This window comes from Streptomyces sp. SAI-170 (assembly GCF_049739565.1).
Lineage (GTDB): Bacteria > Actinomycetota > Actinomycetes > Streptomycetales > Streptomycetaceae > Streptomyces.
In genome coordinates this window covers 2,420,001-2,440,553 of sequence record NZ_JBMGQD010000001.1, presented here as the reverse complement: position 1 = coordinate 2,440,553, position 20,553 = coordinate 2,420,001, and the positions used below count along the sequence as shown (strand labels likewise).

Annotated in this window: 14 protein-coding genes and 1 pseudogene (1 of these 15 cut by a window edge); 11 read left to right on the top strand and 4 right to left on the bottom strand. The window is 72.5% G+C overall.

Features of this window, described 5'->3' with window-relative positions; all coding sequences use genetic code 11:
- The first annotated feature begins 128 nt into the window (after positions 1-128).
- Positions 129-3,986, top strand: a complete 3,858-nt coding sequence (locus RKD23_RS10680) for a serine protease (protein ID WP_424853473.1) — start codon at positions 129-131, stop codon at positions 3,984-3,986.
- 163 nt (positions 3,987-4,149) lie between these two features.
- The gene (locus RKD23_RS10675) at positions 4,150-5,097 is read left to right on the top strand and encodes a bifunctional riboflavin kinase/FAD synthetase (protein ID WP_404046603.1); all 948 of its coding nucleotides are present in this window, start codon (positions 4,150-4,152) and stop codon (positions 5,095-5,097) included.
- Between the two features lie 102 nt (positions 5,098-5,199).
- On the opposite strand, the gene RKD23_RS10670 is transcribed toward RKD23_RS10675, so the two are convergent.
- On the bottom strand, positions 5,200-8,127 hold the full coding sequence (locus tag RKD23_RS10670; protein WP_424858212.1) for an AAA family ATPase: 2,928 nt from the start codon (positions 8,125-8,127) through the stop codon (positions 5,200-5,202).
- Between the two features lie 597 nt (positions 8,128-8,724).
- Positions 8,725-8,853 (bottom strand): annotated as a pseudogene (locus RKD23_RS10665) (SCO5717 family growth-regulating ATPase); the annotation flags it as partial.
- Between the two features lie 453 nt (positions 8,854-9,306).
- On the opposite strand from RKD23_RS10665, the gene RKD23_RS10660 reads away from it, so the two are divergent.
- The gene (locus tag RKD23_RS10660; RefSeq protein WP_424853472.1) at positions 9,307-10,839 is read left to right on the top strand and encodes a PQQ-binding-like beta-propeller repeat protein; all 1,533 of its coding nucleotides are present in this window, start codon (positions 9,307-9,309) and stop codon (positions 10,837-10,839) included.
- 110 nt (positions 10,840-10,949) lie between these two features.
- On the opposite strand, the gene RKD23_RS10655 is transcribed toward RKD23_RS10660, so the two are convergent.
- A complete protein-coding gene (locus RKD23_RS10655) occupies positions 10,950-11,231 on the bottom strand; it encodes a DUF397 domain-containing protein (protein WP_404046609.1) in 282 nt (93 codons plus the stop codon).
- A 265-nt stretch (positions 11,232-11,496) separates the two neighbouring features.
- Between RKD23_RS10655 and rpsO the strand changes: the two genes are divergently transcribed.
- The 5 genes from rpsO (at position 11,497) to RKD23_RS10630 (ending at position 16,956) form a co-directional block, all read left to right on the top strand.
- On the top strand, positions 11,497-11,784 hold the full coding sequence (gene rpsO / locus RKD23_RS10650) for a 30S ribosomal protein S15 (RefSeq protein WP_404046612.1): 288 nt from the start codon (positions 11,497-11,499) through the stop codon (positions 11,782-11,784).
- A gap of 327 nt (positions 11,785-12,111) precedes the next feature.
- Positions 12,112-14,331 carry a polyribonucleotide nucleotidyltransferase gene (locus RKD23_RS10645; RefSeq protein WP_424853471.1) on the top strand — a complete coding sequence of 740 codons (2,220 nt, stop codon included), beginning with the start codon at positions 12,112-12,114 and terminating at the stop codon, positions 14,329-14,331.
- Entirely contained in the window at positions 14,328-15,707 is a 1,380-nt protein-coding gene (locus RKD23_RS10640; protein WP_424853470.1) for a M16 family metallopeptidase, read from the top strand. Before RKD23_RS10645 ends, RKD23_RS10640 begins: the two co-directional genes overlap by 4 nt.
- 26 nt (positions 15,708-15,733) lie before the next feature.
- Positions 15,734-16,486, top strand: coding sequence for a 4-hydroxy-tetrahydrodipicolinate reductase (gene dapB / locus RKD23_RS10635; RefSeq protein WP_424853469.1), 753 nt, complete (start codon positions 15,734-15,736; stop codon positions 16,484-16,486).
- Between the two features lie 17 nt (positions 16,487-16,503).
- Complete coding sequence (locus tag RKD23_RS10630; protein WP_424853468.1) at positions 16,504-16,956, top strand: hypothetical protein; 453 nt, start codon at positions 16,504-16,506, stop codon at positions 16,954-16,956.
- A 73-nt stretch (positions 16,957-17,029) separates the two neighbouring features.
- On the opposite strand, the gene RKD23_RS10625 is transcribed toward RKD23_RS10630, so the two are convergent.
- On the bottom strand, positions 17,030-17,584 hold the full coding sequence (locus tag RKD23_RS10625; RefSeq protein WP_424853467.1) for a hypothetical protein: 555 nt from the start codon (positions 17,582-17,584) through the stop codon (positions 17,030-17,032).
- 303 nt (positions 17,585-17,887) lie between these two features.
- Between RKD23_RS10625 and thyX the strand changes: the two genes are divergently transcribed.
- The 3 genes from thyX to RKD23_RS10610 all read left to right on the top strand — a co-directional run.
- Positions 17,888-18,628: an FAD-dependent thymidylate synthase gene (gene thyX / locus RKD23_RS10620; protein WP_424853466.1), complete on the top strand. Its 741-nt coding sequence runs from the start codon at positions 17,888-17,890 to the stop codon at positions 18,626-18,628.
- Between the two features lie 210 nt (positions 18,629-18,838).
- Positions 18,839-19,738 (top strand): 4-hydroxy-tetrahydrodipicolinate synthase, encoded by a 900-nt coding sequence (gene dapA / locus RKD23_RS10615; RefSeq protein ID WP_404046633.1) that lies wholly within the window; start codon positions 18,839-18,841, stop codon positions 19,736-19,738.
- A 154-nt stretch (positions 19,739-19,892) separates the two neighbouring features.
- Positions 19,893-20,553, top strand: the beginning of a protein-coding gene (locus RKD23_RS10610) for a ribonuclease J (RefSeq protein WP_424853465.1). It continues 1,025 nt past the right edge of the window; the window shows 661 of its 1,686 coding nt (coding positions 1-661); its start codon is at positions 19,893-19,895; its stop codon lies off the right edge, out of view.

The following is a 20,553-nucleotide window of genomic DNA, read 5'->3' as shown; positions in this document are numbered from 1 at the left end:
TCCGGGCAGGCGCTCGGAGTGAACCGAGGGAGTGCAGGGGGGCGCGTTCACCGCGCGATCTGTCCCCCTGATCACCCCGCGCCTACCTTCGGGAACAGGGCACGCGTGCGAGGCGGGGAGGTTCGACCATGGCGGCAGGGGGCCCGTGGGCGGACGGCGACCGCCGCAAGGGAACGGCGCGCACGCCGCGCGGCGCTGACGCCGGGCCGACCCCGGCCGATTCCGGCATCCCCGCGCTGCTGTACGGCGACGGACAGCCGCCCCCGCCTCCCGGTACCGCCCGCGACGACGTCCTCGTGCAGGTGCACGACCTCGCCGGGCGGCCGCGCGGGATCGGGTTCCTCGCCGACCACCACGGCACCCTGATCACCAGCCATGAAGCCGTGGACGGACTGCCCCGGCTGGTGCTGCGGACCGCGGCACAGCGCTCGTGCGTCGTGGGCGCCGACGCGGTGACCCCGTTGCCCGCCCTGGACCTCGCCCTCGTCCACACCGACGGCCTCGGCGTGGACCCGCTCCCGGTGACCGTGCGGGACCGGATCGACGCAGGCACGTATGTGCGGCTGGCCGCGGGACGCTGGCGCGAGGCACGGGTCCTGGGCTCCACGTCAGTGACGTACACGGCCACCGACCGCTTCCACGCCCTCGACGACGCCCTGGAGCTGGCGATCGGCACGGCGGGGCGCGACGCGCTCAGGCTGGGCGGGGGAGCGGCCGGCGGACCCGTGCTCGACGCGACGACCGGCGCGGTGATCGGCGTCCTGGGCACGGCCCTGCAGTGCGGGCCCCGCGAGGCCGGCTTCGCCGTCCCGCTACGCCCCGTCGCCGCCCTCACCGACCTCCTCACCCGCAACGCGGCCACCGTCCCCGCCTATGGCGCCGACCTCAACCTCGCGGGCGTCCTCCAACTCACCGCCACCTCGGTCGGCTGCGACGGGCCGTCCGGCGACGTGGGGGTGCCGCCGGTCGAACGGGCCGACGTGGCGGGGGAGTTCGCGGAGTTCACCCGGGCGGAGTCGGGGAAGCGGGCCGGTGCGGGGTTCGGCGGGGCCGACCGTGAGCCGGGTGAACAGGGCGGGGGCGCCGCTGGGTTCGCCATGTGCCGCCCGGGTGGCAGTGGTGGGTCCGGCCCGGTTGGGTCGGGGGAGTGGGTCGGTGCGGGGTTCGGCGGGGCCGACCGTGAGCCGGGTGAACAGGGCGGGGGCGCCGCTGGGTTCGCCATGTGCCGCCCGGGTGGCAGTGGTGGGTCCGGCCCGGTGGAGTCGGGGGAGCGGGTCGTCGACCGCGCGTCGGCCCTGGGCCCCGCCGTCGTTCTCGGCCTCGTCGGGGCACCCGGCAGCGGGCGTACGACGGAACTCGCGGCCCTCGCAGCACGGCGGCATCGCGGACCCGAACCGGCGCCCACGCTGTGGCTGCGCGGCGCGGACCTGCGGGACTCCGACGTCTCGGTCGCCGACGCGGCACGGCGTGCGCTGACCCGGGCCGCCCGCATCCTGCGCGCCTCGACCCCCGCCCTGCCCGCCGACCTCGGCGACCTCACCCCCGAGCGCCTCGCCCGGGTCGCCCGCGTCGCCGGCCGGCCGCTGCTTCTGCTGCTCGACGGCCCCGAGGAGATGCCGCCGGTCCTGGCCCACCGCCTCCCCGAGTGGACCCGGGGCACCGCCGACTGGCTGTGCGCGACCGGGGCGCGGCTGGTGGTGGCGTGCCGGGCCGAGTACTGGGAGGGGGCGGGGGCGGAGTTCCCGCGAGAGCTGCTGCACGGGGCTTCTCGGGAAGGGGCGGAGCCCCTGGGGGACGGGACGGGCAGGGGCGGCGGGGGCGAGGCTCCGGGGCGGCTCCCACCCTGTGTGCCGCTGGGCGACCTCACCCCCGACGAGGCCCGCGAGGCCCGTGCCCGCTACGGCATCCCCGAGGGCGTGCTCGCGCAGGCCGACGCCCGGCACCCCCTCACCCTGCGCCTGCTGTCCGAGGTGCGCGCCGCGCTGCCCGACACACCCACGCCCCACCTCGACCGCGACGACGTCCTCGCCGGCTGGCTCGACCTGATGTGCCTGCGCGTCGCCGTCCGTCTCGCCGTCGAGAACGGCCTGCGCGGCACCGCCGTACGCCGTCTCGCCGCCCGGGTCTCCGGCCAGGTCCACGAGGCGGCCCGGCGCAGCCTCGGCCCCGGCCAGGGCGAGCTGGACCGGGAGTCCTTCGAAGCGGTGTTCCCGTGGGGCCCCGCCCCCGCCCGGCTCGGCGGAGGCACCGGCTGGGCGTCCGCCGTCCTCACCGAGGGCCTCCTCGTCCCGGCCGGCACCGGCTACCGCTTCGCCCACGAGGAGTTCGCCGACTGGATCCAGGGCATGCACCTCGACCTCGACGAGGCCCTGCGCGCCCTGGTCCACCACCGCCGTACCCCGGACACCGCCCACCCCGTCCCGGTCCCGCACCACCGCATCGGCCCCGTCGTCGAGGCCCTGCTGCTCGTGGCCCGCCAGCAGGGCAGCGGCCGACTGGCCGAGAAACTGGCCGAGTTGGCGCACGCCCTGGACGCCGACCCGCACTCCTGGTGGGCCGCCCGGCTGTTCGCAGAGGTCCTCACCCGCGTGCCGGACGCCACGCCGTACACCCCGGTGCTGCGGCTGCTCGCCGAGACGATCGTGGACCGGCGGCGCCAAGGGCGGCCCGTGCCGCGGGAGTTCGGGCCGGACTTCTGGACCGGCCTGGCGCTCGGCGACACCGACCGCTTCGACCTCCTGCGCCGCCTCGTCCTCGCCGACCCCGCCCCGCACGAGACCGACCCCGGAGGGGACCGATACCTGGACGCGACGGCCAGGCTGCTCGCCGCCGACCCCACCGCCGTACAACCGCAGCTGACACGCTGGTTCGACGACGAGCGGCCGCTGCCCGCGACGCCGCACGCCACCGTCGCGACGGCCGCGCAGGCGCTGCTGCACACCCATCGGCACCGCGCTTTGGACGACCTCACCGAGGCGCTCGTCGACAGCGCGCACCGGCGCGGGGACGAACTGCTCGGGGTTCTGGCCGAGGAGGAGCCGTCGGCGGTGTGCCGGGCCGTGGACCGGTGGGCGCACGACGAACGGCCCGCGCGCCGCGTCGCGGCCGTCACCTACGGCCTGCGCACCGCCCCGCACCTGCACACCGACGCCGACCGCGAGCTGCTCCGCTACGCCGCCCTCGCCCTGCTCGCCCGCCCCACCGACCGCACCCTGCACGGCGGCGCCCTCGGCCTCCTCGTCCGCGACCCCCGCACCCGCGCCCGGTACCTCCCCGAGGCCCTGCGGCACTTCGCCGAGGGCGACCCCCAGCTCCCGCCGAACGCCGTGCTCGCCGCCCTCAACACCCACCCGGATCCGGTCCTGGCCGCCTTCCGCGAGCGCCTCACGGAGCAGCGCTGCCCGCTGTCCGAGGTCGGCGAAGCCCTGCGGGCCCTCGCCGACGCCACCACGCCCGGCCTGGCCCTGCGGGTCGCCGCGCTGGTGCGGGAGGTCGTCGAGCGGCGCCCGGAGACCGCCGGGGACCTCGCCGGGTACGCCGACCGGCGCCTGGACCAGGGCCCGCAGGCGCGGGCCGTGCTGCTGCCGCTGCTCACCGGGCTGCTGGACGGCGGCCCGGTTCCGGTGCGGGCCGCCCTGGCCGGAGTGATCGCCGCGCCCGGCCCGCTCCGTACCGAACTGCGCGCGCTCCTCCTCGACCGGGAGCGCGACCCGGCCGTCCTGGACGCCCTGCTGCGCGCCGCGGCCGCACACGGCGGCGACGGCCTGCGCGACCTCGTCCACCGCGTCGGCCTGCTGCTCGTCCGCACGCCCGAGGGTGCCACCGCCTACGACCGCGCCCTGGTCGACCTCGGCCGCCATCTGCCCGGCTTCGCCGCCCGTGTCACCGGCTGGCTGACCGACGCCCCCCATGAGTGGTCGGCGATGGTCGGCCCCAGCACCCGCCGCATGATCGAGAACATCGCGGGGGCCGTCGTATCCGTATGACTCCGTGATGACCCCGCCATGACCCGTCATGATCCCGTGCTCCCACGTGCGAACCGTCACAGCACGGACGCCGATGAGAGCACCGGCCACCCGGCATGGCACCCTTAGACCTGCATAAGAGGCAGCCGTAATGAGTCAGACACGGGTTCGAGGAGCGGTCACAGTGCAGCGCTGGCGTGGCTTGGAGGACATCCCCCAGGACTGGGGGCGCAGCGTCGTCACCATCGGCTCCTACGACGGAGTCCACCGCGGTCACCAACTGATCATCAAGCACGCCGTGGACCGCGCCCGCGAGCTGGGCGTGCCCTGTGTCCTCGTCACCTTCGACCCGCACCCCAGCGAGGTCGTCCGCCCCGGCAGCCACCCGCCGCTGCTGGCCCCGCACCACCGCCGCGCCGAACTGTGCGCCGCGCTGGGTGTGGACGCGGTGCTGATCCTCCCCTTCACCACCGAGTTCTCCAAGCTGTCGCCCGCCGACTTCGTCGCCAAGGTGCTGGTCGACAAGCTGCACGCCAAGGCCGTCGTCGAGGGCCCCAACTTCCGCTTCGGCCACAAGGCCGCCGGCGACGTCGCCTTCCTCACCGAGCAGGGTGAGACGTACGACTTCGAGGTCGAGGTCGTCGACCTGTACGTCAGTGGCTCGGCGGGCGGCGGCGAGCCGTTCTCCTCGACCCTGACCCGGCGCCTGGTCGGCCAGGGCGACGTCGAGGGCGCCGCGGAGATCCTCGGCCGTCCGCACCGCGTCGAGGGCGTCGTCGTGCGCGGCGCCCAGCGCGGCCGCGAGCTCGGCTTCCCCACCGCCAACGTCGAGACCCTCCCGCACACCGCCATCCCCGCCGACGGCGTCTACGCCGGCTGGCTGCACGTCGAGGGCGAGGCCATGCCGGCCGCGATCTCCGTCGGCACGAACCCGCAGTTCGACGGCACCGAGCGCACCGTCGAGGCGTACGCCATCGACCGCGTCGGCCTCGACCTGTACGGCCTCCATGTCGCCGTCGACTTCCTCGCCTTCGTGCGCGGCCAGGCCAAGTTCGACTCGCTGGAGGGGCTGCTGGAGCAGATGGCGGCCGATGTGAAGAAGTGCCGGGAGCTGATCGCCGCCGCGGAGTAGTTCTCGCGGGGAGTGCCTCTCTTGCGGAGCGCCTCTCCTACGACGCCGAAGGGCGGCCGGTGCCTTGCGGGGCACCGGCCGCCCTTTGCGTTGCCGACCGGGTTACTGCTGGGGCGGCTGCCCCGGCTGCTGGGGGGCCTGCGGGTAGGGCTGCCCCGGCTGCTGAGGCGCCTGCGGATAGGGCTGCCCCGGCTGGCCGGGCTGCTGCGGCGGATACGGCTGACCGTAGGGCGGCTGCGCCTGCTGCCCGGGCTGCGGCGCCTGAGGGTGCTGCGGTTGCTGTGCCGGGTACGGCTGGGCCTGGTAGGGCTGTCCCGGCTGCGGGGCCTGGGGTGCCTGGGGTGCCTGGGCCTGCTGCGGTGGGTACGGCTGCTGCTGCGGGTAGGGCTGGCCCGGCATGGGCTGCCCGGGCATGGGCTGGCCCGGCAGCGGCGGAGCGGCGACCGGGGGCGGGTTGCCGTCGCTGGTCCACAGACCGTGCGACTGCTGATGCCGTACGAAGTCCTCGGCGACCATCGCGGCGAGGTTGAAGTACGACTCCCGCACCTTGGGCCGCATCATGTCGAGGTCGACCTCCGCACCGGCGGCCAGATGCTCGTCGAACGGCACGACGACGACCCCGCGGCACCGCGTCTCGAAGTGCGCCACGATGTCCTCGACCTTGATCATCTTGCCGGTCTCACGGACCCCGGAGATGACGGTGATGGACCGGGAGACCAGGTCCGCGTACCCGTGCGCGGACAGCCAGTCCAGCGTGGTGCTGGCGCTGGAGGCACCGTCCACGGACGGCGTCGAGATGATGATGAGCTGGTCGGCGAGGTCCAGCACACCGCGCATCGCGCTGTAGAGCAGACCGGTGCCCGAGTCCGTGAGGATGACCGGGTACTGCTTGCCCAGCACGTCGATCGCGCGCCGGTAGTCCTCGTCGTTGAACGTCGTCGACACCGCCGGGTCGACGTCGTTGGCGATGATCTCCAGACCGGACGGCGCCTGGGAGGTGAACCGCCTGATGTCCATGTACGAGTTCAGGTACGGGATCGCCTGCACGAGGTCGCGGATCGTCGCCCCGGTCTCCCGCCGCACGCGGCGCCCGAGGGTACCGGCGTCCGGGTTGGCGTCGATCGCGAGGATCTTGTCCTGCCGCTCGCTGGCGAGCGTGGCGCCCAGCGCGGTCGTGGTCGTCGTCTTGCCGACACCGCCCTTGAGGCTGATGACCGCGATCCGGTAGCAGGACAGCACCGGCGTACGGATCAGCTGCAGCTTGCGCTGCCGCTCGGCCTCCTCCTTCTTGCCACCGATCTTGAACCGCGAGGGCGCGGCAGCCGGGCGGCCGCTCTTCGCCTTCTGCTTCTTGTTGTTGAGCAGCCGGTCCGACGACAGCTCGACCGCCGCCGTGTAACCCAGCGGCGCCGCACCCGGGTTGGTCGGCTGCCGCTGATCGTGCTGCATCGGCTGCGGCCAGGCGGCACCGGCCCGGGGGTCGACCGGAGGCTGAGGCTGCTGCGGCGGCTGGGGGTGCTGACCGGGCTGACCGGGCTGGCCGTGCTCCGGGGCGGGCTGCTGGTGGGGGAGCGGCTGGGCGGCCTGCGGGTACTGCGGCTGCGGGGGCTGCGCCTGGCCGCCGTCGGGCTGCGGGGGCTGGGGCTGGGGCGAGGGCTGCTGGGCGTAGGCCTGCGGGGCCTGGGGTGCCTGCGGCTGCTGCGGGGCCTCCGCCGGGGCAGGTGCCTGCGGGAAGCCGTAACCGCCGGGCTGCGCAGCGGCGTTGGGCAGCGGGGCGCCGGGCTGCGGGACGCCGAACCCGGGCTGCGGCGCGGCCGGAGCAGGAGGCGCGGGCTGCGCGGGTACCTGCGGGGCGGGCTGCTGAGCCGGCTGCTGGGCCGCGGGCGCCGGGGCACCGGGCTGCGGGAAGCCGTAGCCGGGCTGGGCTTGGGGCGACGGCGGCTGAGGGAAGCCGTAGCCGCTCTGCGGGTTGGGCGCGGGCGGCTGGGGGAAGCCGTAGCCGGGCTGCGGCTGCGGCGCGGTGGGCGCGGGCGGCTGGTTCCAGGCGGCGGGCGCGGGCTGCGGAGCCTCCGGCTGGAAGGGCGGCTGCTGCGCGGGCACGGCGGGCTGATCCTGCGGTGCGGCCGGAGCGGCGGCGGCCGGCTGGGGCTGCGCGGGCGCCGGAGGCACGGAGGGCTGCGCCTGCGGCTGAGCCGGCCACTGAGCCGCCGGGGCGGGCGCGGAGGGCTGGTACGGCTGAGGCGCCACCGGCGACGCCTTCTCCTCCGTCGCCGCGGGAGCCCACTCGGGCGGCGTGATGCCCGGGACCCCGGCGGGGATGCCGGTCACGGCGTCCTGCGGCTCAGCGTCCTGCGGCTCAGCGTCCTGCGGCTCAGCGTCCTGCGGTACGGCATCGGCCGGGACCGCGTCCACCGGCTCGGGCTCCGCGTCGGAAGGCTCGGCGCCCTCGGTGTCCTCGGTGCTCTCCGTGTCCTGGACGTCCTCGACATCGTCCACGGCGACGTTCAGAGGCACGGCGTCCTCGGGCTCGTCGGCCACGGGGGCAGCGGTGTCCTCGGCCGGAGCGGCATCCTCATCCTCGACGTCCACGGCGTCGACGGGCTCGGCGGAGTCGTCGGAGTCGGGGTCGGACTCCGCCTCGGTGTCGGTGTCGGACGAGTCCGCCTCCACCTCGACCTTGTCCTCGGCCTCATCACCGTCCGAGAGGCTGTCCCTCTCCTCGGACTCGGACTCGGACTGAGCCTCGGACTCGGCCTCGACCTCAGCCGCGCGCTCCGCGATCTCCCGCTTCAGCGCGACGGCGGAGAAGCGCATGGTGGCCCCGCTCTCCAGGTCACCGCTGCCGGAGTCCCCGGACTCGGTCTCCGTGGTCTCCTCGGCGTCCCTGGACTCCTCGGCACGCGCCCCGAACCCGCTCACGGCAAAGCTCGGCAGCGCACTCGGGGACGCGGCATCGACCTCGGGCGTCTCGGGGACGTCCTCCTGCGGCCGCTGCGGCTCGAACCCGCTCCCCACCGGCAGCTTGGGCACGGCGATGGGGCTGCCGGTCGGCGGCGGAGGCGTCACAGGAGTCGCGGGCGGCGTGAACGGCGCACCAGGCGCAGGCGCTGGCGCGGGCGGAGTGAAAGACGCTCCCGGAGCGGGCGCCGGGGGCGTGAACGCAGCACCGGGCGCGGGCGCAGGAGGAGTGAAGGGCGCCCCAGGAGCGGGCGCGGCAGGCGCAGGCGGCGTAAAAGGCGCACCGGGCGCAGGCGCAGGCGTAGAAGCCGACGCAGGCGCAGGCGGCGTGAAAGGTGCCCCCGGAACCGGCGGCACAGGCGGAACCGAAGCCGCCCCGAACCCGGAACCCGAAACGGCGCCACCCCCGGACGCAGCCCCGGCCCAGTCCCCCGAAGCCCCGCCGAACGCAGACCCCGAACCGGCCCCGCCACCTGAAGCGGCGTCAGCCTCCGCCCCGGCATCGCCCTGAGCCGAATCCGCGGAAGCCCCCGAATCAGCCGAAGCCCCGGAATCCCCCGAGCCCACCGAAGAGGCCGAAGCGGCCGAACCAGCCGAAGCCCCAGAACCCGCCGGCTCCTCCGAACCCGCCGACCCCGCCGAACCGGCCGAATCCGCCGACGCGTTCTGCGTGTACCAGGCGGGCGGCGCGTAATCGATGGTGAACTCGCCCGTCGTCTCGATGGCGGACTCCGCGTCGGGCTGGTCGTCGCCGGGCGTCGCCCAGCCCCCGCGGATCCCGTCCCGATCGCTGCTCACAGTTCCTCCTGGTGTGGTCGGACACCCGCATGCCGTGCCGGGGCGACCATGTCTCGTCTTCCGATGTCGTTCGAGGTCGTTTCCGAGGTCGTCCGATCCACCGGCTCTCCCCCTGGGACGCCGACGCCCGGTCCACGGGTCTGGCGCCACGCCCGGCCCCAGCCTAGTCACCGTGTACGTCACCCCGGCAGGCCCGTCCTCCCCCGAGCACCGAGCACCGCGCACCGAGCACCCGCCCCTCGTGTCTCAGCCTGCCCGCCGACGCCGCCCTCACCCCCCGACCCGACCCGGACTCACCCCCGACCCGCCCCGGAGCCGTCCCTGACGCACCGCTCCGGGGCCGCCGCCCCAGGTCACCGCACCCGCCCCGGCCGCGCCGCACGGCGCCGGGCATAGTAGAAGCCGATCATCGCCGCCCACCCCCCAACCGCCCACAGACAAGGACCTCTTCGCGTGAGCTTCGGCCCGCCCCCCTCCATGTACACCCAGTCCGCGCTGTCCGCGGAGCAGGAGCAGCAAAAGCGCCGAAGGAAGCGCGTACTCGGCGGCGGCCTGGCGGTCGTCCTGGCCGCGGCCCTCGGCGTGGGCGGCTGGCTCGTCCTGGGCACCGGTGACGACTCGGGGCGCGACGACCCCAAGGCACCGGCCGCCGCCGGCGCGGGCCCGCTCGACGTGCGCGAGACGGTCGAGAAGCAGCCCGCGAACCAGCGCGGTGTGATGGGCTTCCGCTTCTCCGCCGACGACATGGCCGCCGGCGAACGCCACGAGATGCCGGGCACCTGGGCCACGGACAAGATCTTCGCCAAGGGCATCAACCGCACCCTGGTCGGCTTCCCGATGGGCAAGGACGTCGCCGTCGGCGACGAGACGTGGAAGCTGCGCCTCGACGGACCCCTCTGCGGCGTCACCCGCCAGGTCACCGGAGAGAACCGTACGGCCGTGCTGTTCCGCTCCGGCGAGGACGCGGACGCGCTGTGCAACCAGGTCGCCTTCGTCGACCTCGACGACGGCAAGAAGGTCTGGCAGGCCGAGATCCCGGCCTCCAAGCTCGGCACCGGCGCGGGCACCGCGGAGCACGCGGGCGGCCAGGACACACCGGGCGTCGCCCTCGTCCACGGCATCGTGGCCGTCACCTGGGGCGGCGGCACCGACGCCTACGCCATGGACACCGGCGAGCGGCGCTGGCGCATCGAGTCCGACCCCGCCGACAAGTGCGAGCACTACGGCGCCGCCGGCGGCCCCACGCTGGTGCTGCGCCTGCAGTGCTGGACCGACGGGTCGTACGACGGCATCACCTACAAGGCGCGCGAGGTCGACCCCGGCACGGGGGCGACGAGATGGACGTACGCCCTGGAGGCGGGCATCCACGACGTGCGGGTGGTCTCCAGCAGGCCCGCCGTCCTCGCGGTCTCCGCCGCCGACATCGGCATCACGGACATCCTCGCCCTGGACGAGCACGGCAAGAACCTCAGCACCATCGCGCTCGGCAAGGACGCCTACGTCGCCACATGCGCCGACGAGACCGACATGCTCGCCACCGACGACTGCCCGACCGTCACCGTCGGCGCCGGACAGGTCTTCCTGACCACCGCCGAGCAGGGCGACACGATCCACAACTACAACTGGATCGTCGGCTTCGACCTCAAGACCGGCCGCACGATGCAGAAGTTCGAGTCCGGCCGCAACGCCCTGCTGCACCCCCTGCGGATGAGCGGCGGAAAGCTCCTCGCGCTGCGCGACAGCAGCGACCACATCACGCCCATGGGCCTGGTCGCCCTCGACCCGCGCACCGGCGACGAGACCCCGTACCTCTACTTCGATCTGCCCTCCGAGGCCTGGACGCTCACCTCGACGGAACTGGCCCACATCGTCGTCCAGAACGGCCGCGTCTTCTTCGCCGCCAAGGCCGCGAGCGCCCCCGACGAGGACAAGGCCTGGGTCTGGCTGGCCGTCGGCATCGAACCCGACGCGCCGCGCAAGAAGTGAAGAACAACAAGAAGAACAACAAGAAGAACAAGAAGGTGAAGAACAAGGAGTGAAGACAGCGGGGCGGGAGCCCGGACCGGCCCCCGCCCCGCGTCGCAGCCGCTCGGCGCCTACGCGTTCTCGCCCGGCGCCGGCTCCAGATCGAACTCCCCGTCCCGCGCGCCCAGCACGAAGGCACGCCACTCCGCCTCCGTGTAGCGCAGCACGGTGTCCGGGTCGAGCGACGAGCGCATGGCCACGGCCCCGTCGGGGAGGTACGCGATCTCCACGCGCTCCTCGTGCTCCTCCGTGCCCGGCGCGCTGTGCCACTCGACGCCGGAGATGTCGAGCGCGTACAGCTCGTCGCGCTCCCGCTCCTTGCGCGCCTTGATCTCCTCAGCCGTCTCCGTCATCGCGACGCGACCCCTTCCCGACGTACGAACGATCCCGCAGGTCACCCTAGTGGCCGCACACGCGCGTGCGGAGCGGTTCCGGGACCCCGGCGAGAGCGGCCGTCGCCTGCTGGTACTCTGGGTGGCGGCCGTATGTGTACGCACCCCCGGAGCCGCGCTCTGGAGGTCGCGCTCAGCGGATCCCCGCCTCCCGAGTAACGGAAGCTCCCCCGAGATGTGGACCGGGGGCACTCGGTGGCCATTCAGACAGTATCGAGGAGTACGCGTGTCGCTCGACGCCGCTACGAAGAAGCAGATCATCAGCGAGTTCGGCCAGAAGGAGGGCGACACCGGCTCCCCCGAGGTCCAGGTCGCCATGCTGTCGCGTCGGATCTCCGACCTGACGGAGCACCTGAAGGCCCACAAGCACGACCACCACTCCCGCCGTGGTCTGCTGATCCTGGTCGGTCAGCGCCGCCGCCTGCTGCAGTACCTGGCCAAGAAGGACATCCAGCGCTTCCGTGCGCTGGTCGACCGTCTCGGCATCCGCCGCGGTGCGGCCGGCGCCAAGTAAGACGCCGTGAAGGGAGCGGTTCCCGGGAAGAGACCGGGACCGCTCCCTTTGCCGTACGTACGGAAACGTGCGGACTGTCACTGCCCCTTTGTAGTGTGGTAGCACAACGCACAACGCATTACGTACGACACAGCACGACAGACGAACAGAGACGACAAGAAGGGGAGAAGCGCACCTAGCCGCCGCCGGTCCTCGGTAGTGGCCCCCGGGGGGAAGCGAGCCCCGGGTGCTTCGATCGAAGACCGGCCCGCACCGCACGGAGCGCTTCTCCACCATCGTCCCCCTGCCACACGGGCAGCCCGGGACGAAGACGAGGAGAAATTGCTAGTGGAGAACGAGACCCACTACGCCGAGGCCGTCATCGACAACGGCTCCTTCGGCACCCGTACCATCCGCTTCGAGACGGGCCGCCTGGCCAAGCAGGCCGCCGGCTCCGCCGTGGCGTACCTGGACGACGACACCATGGTGCTGTCGGCCACCACCGCCTCCAAGCAGCCCAAGGACCAGCTCGACTTCTTCCCCCTGACGGTGGACGTCGAGGAGCGGATGTACGCCGCCGGCAAGATCCCCGGCAGCTTCTTCCGCCGCGAGGGCCGTCCCTCCGAGGACGCGATCCTCACCTGCCGGCTGATCGACCGCCCGCTGCGCCCGTCCTTCAAGAAGGGCCTGCGCAACGAGATCCAGGTCGTCGCCACGATCATGGCGCTCAACCCCGACCACCTGTACGACGTCGTGGCGATCAACGCCGCCTCCGCGTCCACGCAGCTGGCCGGTCTGCCCTTCTCCGGCCCGATCGGCGGCGTCCGCGTCGCGCTGATCCGCGGCCAGTGGGTGGCGTTCCCGACGCACACCGAGCTCGAGGACGCCGTCTTCGACATGGTCGTCGCGGGTCGCACCCTGGAGGACGGCGACGTCGCGATCATGATGGTCGAGGCCGAGGCCACCGAGAAGACCATCAAGCTGGTCGAGGGCGGCGCCGAGGCGCCGACCGAGGAGATCGTCGCCGCCGGTCTGGACGCCGCTAAGCCCTTCATCAAGGTGCTCTGCAAGGCCCAGGCCGACCTCGCCGCGAAGGCCGCCAAGCCGACCGCCGAGTTCCCGATCTTCCTGGACTACAAGGACGACGTCTTCGAGGCCCTGTCCTCCGCGGTCCGCTCCGAGCTCGCCCAGGCGCTCACCATCGCCGGCAAGCAGGAGCGCGAGGCCGAGCTGGACCGCGTCAAGGAGCTCGCCGCCACCAAGCTCCTGCCGGAGTTCGAGGGCCGCGAGAAGGAGATCTCCGCCGCGTACCGCTCCCTGACCAAGCAGCTCGTCCGCGAGCGCGTGATCAAGGAGAAGAAGCGCATCGACGGCCGTGGGCTGACGGACATCCGCACCCTGGCCGCCGAGGTCGAGGCCATCCCGCGGGTCCACGGCTCCGCGGTGTTCGAGCGTGGCGAGACCCAGATCCTGGGCGTCACCACCCTGAACATGCTCCGCATGGAGCAGCAGCTGGACACCCTCTCCCCGGTGACCCGCAAGCGCTACATGCACAACTACAACTTCCCGCCGTACTCCACCGGCGAGACCGGCCGCGTCGGCTCCCCGAAGCGCCGCGAGATCGGCCACGGCGCCCTCGCCGAGCGCGCCCTGGTCCCGGTCCTGCCGACGCGCGAGGAGTTCCCCTACGCGATCCGTCAGGTCTCCGAGGCGCTCAGCTCGAACGGCTCGACGTCCATGGGCTCGGTCTGCGCCTCCACCATGTCGCTGCTGAACGCCGGTGTGCCGCTGAAGGCCCCGGTCGCCGGTATCGCCATGGGTCTGATCTCCCAGGAGATCGACGGCGAGACGCACTACGTCACCCTCACCGACATCCTCGGTGCGGAGGACGCCTTCGGCGACATGGACTTCAAGGTCGCCGGCACCAAGGAGTTCGTCACCGCCCTCCAGCTCGACACCAAGCTGGACGGCATCCCGGCCTCCGTCCTGGGCGCCGCCCTCAAGCAGGCCCGCGACGCGCGTCTCCACATCCTCGACGTGATGATGGAGGCCATCGACCGGCCCGACGAGATGTCCCCGAACGCGCCGCGGATCATCACCGTGAAGATCCCGGTCGACAAGATCGGTGAGGTCATCGGCCCCAAGGGCAAGATGATCAACCAGATCCAGGAGGACACGGGCGCCGAGATCACGATCGAGGACGACGGCACCATCTACATCGGTGCCGCCGACGGCCCGTCCGCCGAGGCCGCCCGCGCCACGATCAACGGCATCGCCAACCCGACGATGCCCGAGGTCGGCGAGCGCTACCTGGGCACGGTCGTCAAGACGACCACGTTCGGCGCGTTCGTCTCCCTGCTGCCCGGCAAGGACGGTCTGCTGCACATCTCGCAGATCCGCAAGCTGGCCGGCGGCAAGCGCGTGGAGAACGTCGAGGACGTCCTCGGTGTGGGCCAGAAGGTCCAGGTCGAGATCGCCGAGATCGACTCCCGCGGCAAGCTCTCCCTGATCCCCGTGATCGAGGGCGAGGAAGGCTCCGAGGACAAGAAGGACGACGCCGACAAGTGACGTCGACGAGCTCCAAGGCGACGGCCCGCACCTCTTCGGAGGCGCGGGCCGTCGCCCGTACCCAAACCCTGATCAAGGGCGCCAACGGCATCGGTGTCGTCCGCAAGACGACGCTCCCGGGCGGCCTGCGCATCGTCACCGAGACCCTGCCCTCCGTCCGCTCCGCGACCTTCGGCATCTGGGCCCACGTCGGCTCCCGCGACGAGACCCGGGCTCTGAACGGCGCCACGCACTACCTGGAGCACCTGCTCTTCAAGGGCACCCGGAAGCGCAGCGCGCTGGACATCTCCTCCGCCCTCGACGCCGTCGGCGGCGAGATGAACGCGTTCACGGCCAAGGAGTACACGTGCTACTACGCGCGCGTGCTCGACACCGACCTGCCGCTCGCCATCGACGTGGTCTGCGACATGCTGACCGGCTCCCTGATCCTGGAGGAGGACGTCGACGTCGAGCGGGGCGCGATCCTCGAAGAGATCGCCATGACCGAGGACGACCCGGGCGACTGTGTGCACGACCTGTTCGCGCACACCATGTTCGGCGACAACGCCCTCGGCCGCCCGGTCCTCGGCACGGTCGACACCGTCAACGCCCTCACCGCCGACCGCATCCGCCGCTTCTACAAGAAGCACTACGACCCCACGCACCTGGTCGTCGCCGCCGCCGGCAACATCGACCACAACAAGGTCGTACGACAGGTCCGCGCGGCCTTCGAGAAGGCGGGTGCCTTCAAGGACCTCGACGCCCGCCCCATCGCCCCGCGCGACGGCAGGCGGACCATCCGCACCGCGGGCCGCGTCGAACTGCTCGCCCGCAAGACCGAGCAGGCGCACGTCGTCCTCGGCATGCCGGGCCTGGCCCGCACCGACGAGCGCCGCTGGGCCCTCGGCGTGCTCAACACCGCCCTCGGCGGCGGCATGTCCTCCCGGCTGTTCCAGGAGGTCCGCGAGAAGCGCGGCCTGGCCTACAGCGTGTACTCGTACACCTCCGGCTTCGCCGACTGCGGCCTGTTCGGCGTCTACGCCGGCTGCCGTCCGTCCCAGGTGCACGACGTGCTGAAGATCTGCCGCGACGAGCTCGACCATGTCGCCCAGCACGGCCTGACCGACGACGAGATCGACCGCGCCATCGGTCAGCTGCGCGGCTCCACCGTCCTCGGCCTGGAGGACACCGGCGCGCTGATGAACCGCATCGGCAAGAGCGAGCTGTGCTGGGGCGAGCAGATGTCGGTCGACGACATGCTCGCCCGGATAGCGGAGGTGACCCCGGACGACGTCCGTGCCGTCGCCCGCGACATCCTGGGACAGCGGCCCTCGCTGTCGGTCATCGGCCCGCTCAAGGACAAGCAGGCGGCCCGGCTGAACGACGCGGTCGCCTGAAACACCACCGATAGGGAAGCAGGAACATGAGCAAGCTGCGCGTGGCGGTCCTCGGTGCCAAGGGCCGGATCGGCTCCGAGGCGGTACGGGCGGTCGAGGCCGCCGAGGACATGGAGCTGGTCGCCGCCCTCGGCCGCGGCGACACGCTGGACGTCCTGGCGGAGACCGGCGCCCAGGTCGTCGTCGAACTGACCACGCCCGACTCGGTGATGGCCAACCTCGAGTACTGCGTCGGCCACGGCATCCACGCCGTCGTCGGTACGACGGGCTGGACCGAGGAGCGTCTCGCGCGGCTCAAGGGCTGGCTGGCCGCATCCCCGCAGACGGGCGTGCTGATCGCGCCGAACTTCTCCATCGGGGCCGTCCTGACGATGAAGTTCGCGCAGATCGCCGCGCCGTACTTCGAGTCCGTCGAGGTCGTCGAACTGCACCACCCGAAGAAGGTCGACGCCCCCTCCGGCACCGCCACGCGCACGGCCCAGCTCATCGCCGAGGCCCGCGCCGCCGCGGGCACCGCCCCGGCGCCGGACGCGACGGAGACCGCCCTGGACGGCGCGCGCGGCGCGAGTGTCGACGGCATCCCCGTCCACTCCGTCCGCCTGCGCGGCCTGCTGGCCCACCAGGAGGTCCTGCTCGGCGGCGAGGGCGAGACCCTGACCGTCCGCCACGACTCGCTGCACCACAGCAGCTTCATGCCCGGCATCCTGCTGGGCGCCCGCCGGGTGGTGACGACTCCGGGCCTCACCTTCGGCTTGGAGCACTTCCTGGACCTGGGCTGACCCGAGGACAGCACGACATGCGCGCGAAGATCTCCTACGCCATAACGGCCGCCGTCCTGGTCGTCTACTTCGTCCTGGTCGGCAGCCGCGGCGTACTGCTCATCCGGTCCGGCACCCTGCTGACCGTCACCTTCGGGGTGGCGGTGCTGATCCTGCCGGTCATCGGCGTCTGGTTCCTGTGGAAGAACACCCAGTTCGTCCGCAGGGCCAACGCCCTCGCCGCCGAACTCGACGCCGAGGGCGGCCTGCCGGTCGACGAGCTCAAGCGGCTGCCGAGCGGCCGGGTCGACCGCGACTCCGCCGACGAGGTCTTCGCCCGCCGCAAGGCCGAGACGGAAGCCGCCCCGGACGACTGGCGCACCTGGTTCCGCCTGGCCGTCGCCTACCACGACGCCCGCGACACCCCCCGCGCCCGCAAGGCCATGCAGCGCGCCATCGCCCTGCACGACGGCCGCCCGGTCCAGGTCTGAACGTCGTACGCCGAAGGGGCCGGTCCGCGTCCACCGCGGTCCGGCCCCTTCCGTGTGAACCTCGCCGGCCGGCTCAGCTCCGCCCGTACTCCGCGGCCCATGCCTCGACGCTGTCCGCCGCCCGGTCGAAGGCCTCGAAGCGGGCGAGGAAGTCGGCGTTGTGGGTGGTCAGCAGCGGAGGCATGTCGGAGGAGGCCCGGTCCCGGCGCTCCAGGAGCAGGGCCTGCCCCTGCACCGTGCGTGGCAGTCCCAGCCAGCGCACCGGCTGCTGCACCGTGCGCGCGGAGACGACCTTGTCCCAGCCGACCGTCCGCGTGACGAAGAAACCCACCTGGCGCAGCCCGCGGGCGCTCACCCACACGCCCATCCGCAGCAGCCGCAGCGCCGCGGCGATGATCAGCAGGGCGAAACCGAAGACGACACCGGCACCGCCGACCGTGCCGGTCAGCGCGATGACGACGGCCGCGAACAGCACGTACGAGGCCAGCAGCAGCCCCACCGCGGCCGCGCCGACCCGCCAGGGGCCGGGCCGGTAGGGGCGCCGCCAGCGGTCGCGGTCGTCGAAGGGCAGCGCGACATCGTCCGCTGCCTCGAAAGCACGGTCGGCCGTCAGGAAGGGCAGGGGCACGGCTGGTCCTCACTCGTTCCACGCAGGGGCTGTGCCCGGTGAGGCTATCGACCCGGCTCCCCGCTGACCACCTTCGGGGGTCCGATGGAGTCAGCACTCCTGCGACACCTGCGACTGCTGCGCCCCACCGGCGGGGGCGGTGGGCGGCGCCGGCATGCCGAGGACCAGCGAACCGGTCGGCGTGCCGCCGCGTGCAGGCCCCCAGCAGCCGGAGCCCGGCCGGCCGGCCGAAAGCCCTGTTGTCAGTGGGGGCCCGTAGAGTGGGCGCCGCCCGAGTGAAGTGATGGAAGGACCCTCCGAGCCGTGACCGACACCCCCGCCGACGACCTCAAGCCCAGCTTCCGCAGTGATGTCACCGTCGAGCTGGTCAAGCACAGCGCGGCCGACTCCGACGTGCTGTGGGCCGCCCGAGTCTCCACCGCCGGCGAGCAGTCCCTGGAGGAGCTGACGAAGGACCCCGAGCGCTCCAAGGGCCTCATCAACTACCTCATGCGGGACCGGCACGGCAGCCCCTTCGAGCACAACTCGATGACCTTCTTCATCAGCGCCCCGATCTTCGTCTTCCGGGAGTTCATGCGGCACCGCGTGGGCTGGTCCTACAACGAGGAGTCCGGCCGCTACCGGGAGCTTCAGCCGGTCTTCTACGTCCCGGACGCCTCGCGCAAGCTGGTCCAGGAGGGCCGCCCCGGCAAGTACCAATTCGTCGAGGGCACTCAGGCGCAGCAGGAGCTCACCGGGCGCGTCATGGAGGACACCTACCGGCAGGCGTACGAGGCCTACCAGGAGATGCTCGCCGCCGGCGTCGCCCGCGAGGTCGCCCGCGCCGTCCTCCCCGTCGGCCTGTTCTCCTCGATGTACGCCACCTGCAACGCCCGCTCGCTGATGCACTTCCTCGGCCTGCGCACCCAGCACGAGCTGGCGAAGGTGCCGTCCTTCCCGCAGCGGGAGATCGAGATGGTGGGCGAGAAGATGGAGGCCGAGTGGGCGAAGCTCATGCCGCTCACCTACGCCGCCTTCAACGCCAACGGTCGCGTCGCCCCGTAACGCACAGGGTTTCCCCGGGCGGGACTGATGTACGGATCAGCCGCACGAAGTGTCCGTATTGCGGCATTTGGAGAAGTTCATCTAGCCTGATCAAACGGACCCGGCACTGCTTGAACCCCCGAGCAGGCAGTGCCGGGCTCCACATTTGTCATGACTTATCCCGCCCCCCGAGGGCAGACCGCGCCTTGAGCAACGAGTAGCGTGTAACCCATGGCTCCGACCTCCACTCCGCAGACCCCCTTCGGGCGGGTCCTCACCGCCATGGTCACGCCTTTCACGGCGGACGGCGCACTCGACCTCGACGGCGCACAGCGGCTCGCCACCCACCTGGTGGACGCAGGCAACGACGGCCTGATCGTCAACGGCACCACCGGCGAGTCCCCGACCACCAGCGACGCGGAGAAATCGGACCTCGTACGAGCCGTACTGGAGGCGGTCGGCGACCGCGCCCACATCGTGGCCGGCGTCGGCACCAACGACACCCACCACAGCATCGAGCTGGCCAAGGCCGCCGAGAAGACCGGCGCCCACGGCCTCCTCGTCGTCACGCCGTACTACAACAAGCCCCCGCAGGAGGGCCTGTACCGGCACTTCACGGCCGTCGCCGACGCCACCGAGCTGCCGGTCATGCTCTACGACATCCCCGGCCGCAGCGGCGTCCCGATCGACACCGAGACCCTCGTCCGGCTCGCCCAGCACCCCCGGATCGTCGCCAACAAGGACGCCAAGGGCGACCTCGGCCGCGCCAGCTGGGCCATCGCCCGCTCCGGCCTCGCCTGGTACTCCGGCGACGACATGCTCAACCTGCCCCTGCTCTCCGTGGGCGCGGTCGGCTTCGTCTCCGTCGTCGGCCATGTCGTCACCCCGGACCTGCGCGCCCTGGTCGAGGCGTACACCTCCGGCGACGTACAGAAGGCCACGGAGATCCACCAGAAGCTGCTCCCCGTCTACACCGGCATGTTCCGCACCCAGGGCGTCATGACCACCAAGGCCGCGCTCGCCCTCCAGGGCCTGCCCGCCGGACCGCTGCGCGCCCCCATGGTGGAGTGCTCGCCGGAAGAGATTGCCCAGCTCAAGATCGATCTTGCCGCCGGCGGGGTACAGCTCTGACAACAGACTTCGCGGAACCCCACCGCGCGTAAACGCTTCACAACTGAATAGCGGGGCCACCGGTGCCCGCATCCCACAACAACTGCTACTGCACGAACGTCACGCTGCGCCACGTGCCACACCGGTACGTGGCGCGCGTGGTGAGGAGAGTCTTTTGAGTCATCCGCACCCTGAACTCGGCCCGCCCCCGCCGCTCCCCGAGGGCGGCCTGCGCGTCACCCCGCTCGGCGGCCTCGGCGAGATCGGCCGCAACATGACGGTCTTCGAGTACGGCGGCCGCCTGCTGATCGTCGACTGCGGAGTGCTCTTCCCCGAGGAGGAGCAGCCCGGAATCGACCTGATCCTGCCGGACTTCTCGTCCATCCGGGACCGCCTCGACGACATCGAGGGCATCGTCCTCACCCATGGCCACGAGGACCACATCGGCGGCGTCCCCTTCCTCCTGCGCGAGAAGCCGGACATCCCGCTGATCGGCTCCAAGCTGACCCTCGCCCTGATCGAGGCCAAGCTCCAGGAGCACCGCATCCGCCCGTACACCCTCGAGGTGGCGGAGGGGCAGCGCGAGCGCATCGGCCCCTTCGACTGCGAGTTCGTCGCGGTCAACCACTCCATCCCGGACGCGCTGGCCGTCGCCATCCGCACTCCCGCGGGCATGGTGGTCCACACCGGCGACTTCAAGATGGACCAGCTCCCGCTGGACAACCGCCTCACGGACCTGCACGCCTTCGCGCGGCTGAGCGAGGAGGGCATCGACCTCCTGCTCTCCGACTCCACGAACGCCGAGGTCCCCGGCTTCACCCCGCACGAGCGGGACA